This is a genomic window from Nocardia sp. NPDC059764 (assembly GCF_042732555.1).
Classification (GTDB): Bacteria; Actinomycetota; Actinomycetes; order Mycobacteriales; family Mycobacteriaceae; genus Nocardia.
The window spans coordinates 1-8,126 of record NZ_JBHWHH010000245.1; the positions used below are offsets into that span (position 1 = coordinate 1).

At 67.7% G+C, this 8,126-nt stretch carries 7 protein-coding genes; 1 reads left to right on the plus strand and 6 read right to left on the minus strand.

Translation table 11 applies throughout. The features are described 5' to 3' along the window. The 5 genes from ACFV4K_RS32955 to ACFV4K_RS32975 all read right to left on the minus strand — a co-directional run. The coding region (locus ACFV4K_RS32955) for a hypothetical protein (protein WP_379280188.1) at positions 1 to 2,109 on the minus strand (2,109 nt) is incomplete at its 3' end. 29 nt (positions 2,110 to 2,138) lie between these two features. Beyond that, positions 2,139 to 2,627 carry a YbaB/EbfC family nucleoid-associated protein gene (locus ACFV4K_RS32960; RefSeq protein ID WP_379280189.1) on the minus strand — a complete coding sequence of 163 codons (489 nt, stop codon included), beginning with the start codon at positions 2,625 to 2,627 and terminating at the stop codon, positions 2,139 to 2,141. Positions 2,628 to 2,633: 6 nt separating this feature from the next. Beyond that, complete coding sequence (locus tag ACFV4K_RS32965; RefSeq protein WP_379280191.1) at positions 2,634 to 2,948, minus strand: hypothetical protein; 315 nt, start codon at positions 2,946 to 2,948, stop codon at positions 2,634 to 2,636. A gap of 111 nt (positions 2,949 to 3,059) precedes the next feature. Further along, complete coding sequence (locus ACFV4K_RS32970; RefSeq protein WP_379280192.1) at positions 3,060 to 3,854, minus strand: ESX secretion-associated protein EspG; 795 nt, start codon at positions 3,852 to 3,854, stop codon at positions 3,060 to 3,062. Further along, entirely contained in the window at positions 3,851 to 5,884 is a 2,034-nt protein-coding gene (locus tag ACFV4K_RS32975) for a hypothetical protein (protein WP_379280194.1), read from the minus strand. The genes ACFV4K_RS32970 and ACFV4K_RS32975 overlap by 4 nt, the downstream gene beginning before the upstream one ends. A 114-nt stretch (positions 5,885 to 5,998) precedes the next feature. On the opposite strand from ACFV4K_RS32975, the gene dtd reads away from it, so the two are divergent. Next, entirely contained in the window at positions 5,999 to 6,442 is a 444-nt protein-coding gene (gene dtd, locus ACFV4K_RS32980) for a D-aminoacyl-tRNA deacylase (protein ID WP_379280196.1), read from the plus strand. A gap of 17 nt (positions 6,443 to 6,459) precedes the next feature. Here dtd and ACFV4K_RS32985 read toward each other — a convergent pair whose 3' ends face one another. Next, on the minus strand, positions 6,460 to 7,278 hold the full coding sequence (locus tag ACFV4K_RS32985) for an SDR family NAD(P)-dependent oxidoreductase (protein WP_379280197.1): 819 nt from the start codon (positions 7,276 to 7,278) through the stop codon (positions 6,460 to 6,462). Between the last annotated feature and the right edge of the window lie 848 nt (positions 7,279 to 8,126).

Here is an 8,126-nt window from a genome sequence, read left to right on the forward strand (position 1 = left end):
GGCTGCGCGCTGGTCCGGTGTGGCGGCGGCGGATTGCTGTGCGCCGCCGGCGTGCTGGGTGGTCGAGCCCGGGGCGGCGTTGCCGCCGGAGGAGGCGGCGACGGGCGAGGACGACGGTGAGCCGCTCGCGGCGGTCGCACCGGCGGGAGACGAGGCCCCCGCGCCCGCAGTCGCTCCGGCTGGCGTTGCGGAGGGGGCACCGGCACGGGCGCCGGTGGCGGACGGATCTGCCGGTCCGGCGGTCGATCCCGCGCGTGCGGACGTGTCGGAAGCGGGCGAGCTGCCGCCCGGGGCGGACGCCGCGTGGGTAGCAGGTCCGTTGGCTCCGGGCGACGAACTGCCGCCCGCGGTGGAAGAACCGCCACCCGTATTCGCGGTGGCTCCCCCGGAATTCGACGAGCCGCCACCGGTATTCGCCGGGGCTCCACCACTATTCGACGAACCACCAGCGTTCGACGACCCACCGGTGTTCGACGAGCCACCGACGTTCGAGGAGCCACCGACGTTGGACGAGCCACCTGCGCTGGATGACCCGCCCGACGTCGAGGACGCAGGGGTGGTCGAGCTTCCGCCGTTTGCACCGCCGTTGGAAGTCGTTGCAGCGGAGGTTGTGTCGTGGATTCCGCCGCCCTGGATGCCGCTCTGCACCGGGGCCGAGGATTCGGGTGCGCTCGCCTGCGGGTGGCTGACCGGCGCGCCGCCCGCGCCGTTCGTGTCGGTGCCGACGTGGGTTTGCGGGGCCGATTCGGAGGTGTTCGACGGGCCGGTCTGGGTGGCGCCGCCCTGGTCGGTGGGGGTGTTGCGATCGGCGGTGCGGGAATCGGTGGTGACGCCGCCGTTCTGGCCGTTGGCGTCGGGGTGCGCGGTGCTGCCGTCGCCGGTCGGACGGGCGCCGGCGTCGCCGGTCGGTTCGCCGCCGTCGACCGACGCCGGATGAACGCGGGTGCCGTCGGAACCGGGGCCGCCGCCCTGTGCGCGAGAACCGTCGGTGCCGTCAGACCCGTTGGACCCGTTGGAGCCGTTGGTTCCCGGGTCGTGGCCTCCGCCGGTGCCGTTGACGCCCGGAGTGTCCGGGCGCGAACCCACGAGGGTGAGGTCACCGGGAGTGATCCCCGCGTGCATGCGGGTGACCTTCGGTTCCCAAACCGTATGCGCCCCAGTGTGGTTCACACCAGACAACCCGCCCTGGAACATGCCGCCGGTGAGCATGCGGGGGTCGAAGTGGGTGTTCTTCACGTTCTCGACGGCCTGGTCCCAGCCGTGCTGCGCCACATCGAAGCCGAACTGCGCGGCCGTCGCGCCGACGAAACCCGCGCCGCCGCCCACCAATCCGGCGGTGGTGCCGGTAACCAGGCCCGTCAGATAGCGGTTCACCCCACGCTGGCCGAGCGAGTTGCCGATCGCTCCGCCGATCGGGCCCGCGACCGCGCCGCCGATGGCGGAACTGATCGATGTCACGCCGACCTGGGTCCAGTTGACGTTCTTCCGGTGCCCGGTCTCGACCTGATACTGCTGAATCCCGTAGTCCTGCAGCGTGCCGAGCAGCGTGTTCATCACGATGTGGCGCATCGCGAACTTCACGACCGCGGTGATGCCCATCCGGGCCGCGATGGCGAGGATGCGGTCGAGCGCCGCGCGGCCGATCATCCGCACCGCGACACGCGTGAACGCGATGACCATCGCCTCCACCGCCGGAGCGGTCGGCGGCCAACCCCACGCGGCGATGATCTCGCCGAGCGCCATCGCGATCGACGAGTAGAACATCAACTTCGTGTACTGGATCTCGGTGCCGGTCTCCTCGACCGAATCACCCAGCTGCTCGAAATGCTTGGCCAGATCCAGGATCGAATCGCCCTTGCCATCGCCACTCGCCGGTGCGGCCAGCTTGTCGAACAGCTGGGCCATCTCGTCGCGACCGTCGCCGTTCACATAGGCGGCCAGGGTCGCGGACTTGGCATCGGTGATGGACGAGATCTGGTCGCGCAGCCCGGCGGCGGCATTGCGCCAGTCCTCGGCCAGCGCCCACATCTGGTCCTCGTCGCCCTCGGGCCATTCCACGCCCACGAGGTAGCCGAGCCATTCGAGTTCCGAAGGCAGGTGGAGGGTCATACGCCGCTAACCCACCGGTGCAGGCGGTGTCACCATCCGGAATCGGTGGCCCCACCACGATTTCGCCCCGCGTCATCCGAACCCGGCTCCGCGGCCCGACGTTCCGGCGCCTTGGGCGGCGCGGTCGACACCACCGGCGGCTCCGGAATCCGCAGTGCCTCCGACAGATCCGGCATGTCCGGCACCAGCTCCGACAGCCTCGGCAGCCGATTGCGGGTCTGCGACACCGGGGCCATGATCTCCCGGCTGCGCCGCGCCACCTCCGCGGACGCTTGCTGCGCGGCCTCGGTCACCGCCTTGGCGATCTCCTGATAGTCGAGATCGTCGATGTCCGACGCGAATTTGGTCTCGATCACCGTGCCGTCGGCGTTCACGGTGACCGTCACCCGCTTACCACGCACACTCGCGGACGCGGTGATCGCCGCCCGCTGCTGCTGCAACCGGGTGATGGTGCGCATCTGATCACGGAAGTCGTCGAGAATATCCGAGAAGTCGGCCTTGGCCCGTTCATTCACCATGATCGGTCACTCGAACCCGTCGCCGTTGCCGTGATCCATCTTCTTCAGCTCCGCGGCGGCCTTCAGCTGGCCGTCCGAGAAGTTGCCGAAGGTCCCGGCCATATTGCCCGCGCCCTCGATGATGTTCTTGCGGCTGGCGAGATATCCCTGCTCACCATTGGCGAAGTTGCCGCCGAGCGTGTCGTTCCCCCAGGGCGTTCCCCGCCCGTCGGCCGCGGAAGTCAGTGTGCTCACGACCTTTTCGATGCCGTCGCGCACCTTGTCCGTCCGACCAGCCGCCTTGGTCAACAGATCCTCGTAAGCTTCCAGCCGACCGCTCATGGGAGGAAACCCTGTCAGGCGTTGGCAACCAGGTAGTAGCCGGAAGCTGAACGGCGAGTGCCGATTCCAGCGGGGGCGCGGCGGTGCGGAACCGCCGCGACCCGACCCGAATCACACGAATTCGTCCTGTTCACCGCGGGATTCCATATGCTCGAGAATCCGCGCGATGCTGATATCGATGTAACCCGCGAGCTTTCGGCCGTCCATGCCGATCGCGAACTTCGACTCCTGGTCATGATCGATCACATAGCGGCCGTCGCCGGGCAGGTCCCGCCACTCCAGCCGCGACATGGCGACACCTCGCGGACCGTACTTCGACCGCGCTTGCAGGATTTGCATCCGCCCGGCCTGATCGGTCGGGCTGGACAGAAACCGCAGGCCGGGCGTCTCGACGGATTCCTCGAAGCTGTCGAAGGCCGAAGCACGTGGCGCCTCATAGGGATCCACGACCACCGGCTCGTCCACGATCGGGATCGCGGGCGACCGGCCGCCCGGCACCTCCGGAAGCTGCGCCACCAACAGTTGCGCCAACTCTTCCGGCTCACACTCGATCAGCGTGACACCGGTACTGTGCTCGAGCGACTCACCGGGCTGCTGCACGAGCACACAGGCGCGGCGACCACGCCGGACACCATGCACCCGCACATACGCCTCCGGGTTGTCGAGGTCCGCATCGTTCCAGCCGTAAACCACCACCATCACCTCGGGGTTGGCGACCGCTTCGAACACCGGCCGGAAGGTCGAGTCGAGTCGTTGATCGAGCTCGTCCTCCGCTGCCCACAGCTGCCGGCGATATTCGTCGGCATCACTTGTCCGGCAGGTGTACACGAACGGCGCGGGCGTCGAACCCTCCCGATACCGATTACACAGCACCTTGAACTCGAGGTCGGTGAACTGCCAGGTCATGGCTCGACCACCGCGGCCCCCTCAGCGGCCGGCGCGTGCGCGATCTCACGGAAGAAGTCCACCACCTCGCGCACCGGGTCGGCACCGGCGGCGGACGCGGACGTGGCCACCGCACCCTCGGCGGACCCCGCCGCCACGCCGGCCTCCGGCATCACGAAACCGCTGTCGACACCGGCCCGCGGGCCGAACAGATTGGTCAGGCCCCCGAACGGATCCGCCATCGCGTGACCCACCATCGGAGACGCGGCGGCACTGCCCATCCGAGCGGTGTCGCCGGGCAGCCCGGCCGCGGGGGCGGCGGGCGCGGCAGGCGTGTCCGGGGTCAGGCCGAGCAGGTGCGACAGCTGCGACAGCTTCGCCGGGTCCTTCTCGATCGCCGCGAACGCGGAGGTCACCTTGTCCTCCGGCACACCCAGCAGATTCGCCAGCGTGGACATGTCGCTCGAGTGCACAGCGGCCTGCAACTGCTGGAGCAATTGCGGCAGCTGCTGCGAGAGCGTCGACATGCCCTGGGTCATGCCCGAAGCCAGCTGGGTCAGTGCACTGGTCAGCTGCGACGTGTCGGAGTTGCCCGAGCCGTTCGGCGAAGTGCCCTGCGGCGTATTCGTGTTGGGGTTGCCGCCATTGCCACCGGAACCGTTCGGATTCGAACCGTTGGGGTTGGACTCGTTCGGGTTCTGCTGGTTCGGGTTCTGCTGGTTCGGCTTCTGCTGGTTCGGCTTCTGCTGGTTATTGTTGCCGTTCTGATCGTGCTTGTCGTTCTTGTTGTGCTGGTCGTTCTTGTTGTGCTGGTCGTTCTTCTTGTCGTGGTTGCCGTTCCCGCCACCCTGGTTAGCGCCGCCACCCTGGTTAGCGCCGCCGCCGTGGTTGCCACCACCTTGATTGCCGCCGCCCTGATTGCCGCCGCCCTGGTGATCGCCGGGCTTGTCGCCCGGTTTGTCCCCAGGTTCATCGCCGGGCTTGTCCCCAGGCTTATCCCCCGGTTTGTCCACCGGCGGGTTGACGACCGGCCAGGGCCCCGCAACCGTTCGAGGCGACGGCACGCCGGGCAGTGCGCCGGCGGTGTGGTCGAGACCCTGGCCGTAGTGCTGCTCATAAAGGTCGCGCTTGTGCTCGAGACTCTGATCGCCGACCATGCGATCCGGATCCGGAGGTGTCGGGATCGTCGGCATCACATGTTTGGTCCACAGCATCCAGCGGCTGACATACCTCATGACTTGGGCCGAGTAGTCGAGAGTGTCGATCATGGGCTGGAAGTCCTCGTAATAGCGCTGCACCGCACTCTGCGCTCCCGCGGCGCCCTCACCGTGCCACTCGCCCTGCAGACCCTGCACTTCGGTCTTGAAGTTGTTGAGCGAGGTCTCGACGCGCGACTTCAACAGCTTGTACAGCTCATACGCGTTGTTGTAGGGGTCCGGGGACAGCGAGGTGCCGAGCGAGTACAGCATTCCCCATTGCATGAAGTTCTTGGTCTCCGCCGTGACCGAGACGGGATCCTTGGCCTTGCCCTTGTCCCCGACCCAGTTCTTCAGCTTGTCCGGGTAGTTGTCCTCGGCGGAGTTCGAGCCCGCATAGGGCGATGACTTGTGGGGAATGTCGATCTTCACGTCTTTCGACTGGTCCTTGGCGGGACCGTCCGGCGCTTTGGTGTTCAGGCGGCCCAACACTTCCGCGGACAGGTGGTCGGTATTGACGTAGGCGCGGCCCGCGGCATTGAACGTCTCGATCATGTCCCGCAGGATCGCGACGTGGGTGGTCATCGCGTCCGAGTAGTGCTCGCCCATCTTCCCGAGGGCCGCGGCCAGCTTGCGCCCCGAGTCGAGATTGCCGATGTTGCCGACATATTTGAGATTGCCGTCGATGATCCCCTGGTAGTACAGCAGCTCTTCGATCAGCTTCGCCGCGGCTTTCGCGCCCTTCTCGGCCGCGCCCGGCTCGAACTCCAGCTTGCCGGTACCAGCCTTCTCCCACAGGCTCGGAAAAGCCGTGTGGTCCTTGCCCTTGTACTTCTCACTGTTGTCAGGTGCCATCGTTAACTACTGTCCACTCCGCCTTTGCCCGCTGAAGGTTCCAGCACAGCCTACGTTCGTGAACTCGCCATGGCGCGCAATGAAATTCACGGTCGATCTGCCAAGATGGTTGCCGTGCGGATACTGGTGCAACGAGCGAGCGCGGCGCAGGTGACGGTGGACGGCGAGGTGGTCGGGCGGATCGATCCCGCCGCGCACGGTGCGCCGCACGGACTCGTGGCGCTGGTGGGGGTGACGCACACCGATACCGAAGCCACGGCGAAGGCGCTGGCGGACAAGCTCTTCCGGCTGCGAATCCTCGACGGCGAGCGGTCCGCGGCCGATCTGGGCGCGCCGGTGCTGGTCATCAGCCAGTTCACCCTCTACGCCGACACCACCAAGGGGCGGCGGCCGTCCTGGAATCAGGCCGCGCCCGGCGCGGTCGCCGAGCCGCTGGTGGAGGTTTTCGCCGCGGCGCTGCGCGAACTCGGCGCGACCGTCGCCACCGGTCGTTTCGGCGCGCACATGCACGTCGAACTCGTCAACGACGGTCCGGTCACGTTGTTGCTGGAAGGTTGACCTCGGGCTGACCCGAGTCAGCGGAGCCAGTCGGCAGTGATGCCCGCGACGATGGAGCCGTCCAGATCCGAGAGGCTGGAGGCGACGAAGGAGCGGGCGTAGTCCGAGGTCTGCCAGCGGAAGACGATCGGGTACGCGGTGAGGGCGGACATGACCACGGCGGCCACCTGGTCGGCGGTCTGGCCGGTGGAGTAGGCGCTGCGCGTGCGGTTCATGTAGGCGTTGAGGGCGGGGGCGTACGGGCCCGCCTCCGCGATCGCGGCCGCCGGGTCGATGTGCGCGTTGGCGACGAATTCCGTTGTCACCGCGCCGGGTTCGATGATGCTGACGCCGACGCCGACCGTGGCGGCCACCGGTTCCAGGCTCTGCATGAAGCCCTCGACGGCGAACTTCGCGGCACAGTAGGCCTCGTTGAAGGGCTGCCCGACCGCGCCGCCGACACTGGTCACCGTCACGACGTGGCCCTTGGTGGCGCGCAGGTGCGGCATGGCCGCCTTGGTGACCTCGACGACGCCGAAGTAGTTGACGTCCATGGCACGACGGATCTCCGACATCGGGAGATGCTCGATCGTGCCGAACACCGAGACGCCGGCATTGTTGACGAGGGCGTCCAAGCGGCCGTAATCGGCGACGACGCCGTCGATGCACTCGGTGATCGAGGCCGAGTCCGTCACGTCGAGTCGGCGCACGTCGGCGCCGGTTTCGAGCACCGGGCCCGCCTTGTCCAGGTTGCGGAGGGTCGCGACCGTCCGGTACCCGGCCCGGACTGCCGCCGCCGCGACCGCCAGTCCGATTCCGCTGGAGGTCCCGGTGATGAGAACAACCTTCTCGGCCATTGCCCCATAGAACCAGGACGCGGGCCCGGCCCCCGGACGCCACGCCCAAGCGGCGGACCAGCGGCCGGTAGCTCAGGATTCGCGGGCCGGGGTCACCAGGGCGGCGATCAGACCGATGACGCCCAGCCTGCCGCATTGACATTCACCGTCTTCGGGTCAAGCTGGTACCCGAGGAACCGCTCATTCGTGACGTACACCAGGTGGGTGCCCGGATCGACCGCCACCCCGTCCTTCCGAACCGGTCTCGATCGTGGCGACCACGACTCCGACCGCCACCACGATGACCACCAGGACCGCGAAGATGATCAGCGGGAGATTCGATCTCGAGTTCGGCTGACCCACCGGGCTCGTCGGCGACGGACTCGCAAACGGAACTTGCTGCGGCACTGGCTGTTTCACACGCCGATCCGGGCATAGCATCCGAAATGCATTCTGTACCAACGGATTATGTGCGGCATATCCCGCGAGATACAGCGCATGAATGTCGGCCGGCGAGGTGATACCGGCGCCGCGCAGGACATCGACCGGCGGCGCTCACCACCGGCGGCAGGCCCGACGCCGTCAGATCCGCGGCGGAAACCGGTGGGAGGTCGCGAGAGTCGACCACCCGCGCCGAGCCATCCGCCGACGCCGTCAGCAGCGCGACGGTCAACGCCGACGAACCGAAGTCGATCACCGCGATCCGCGAACCCGCCGGAGCCGGAGCGATTCCGGCGGCCGGGCCGGACCGACACCCGTCACGACAATCCCCTCCCCTGGATCACTGCGACCTCGATCGTAACCCGCGCAAACGACCGCTCCCGCCTCGGCGGGCCGAGGCGGGTGCGGAAGCGGATTGCGGCGGAGGG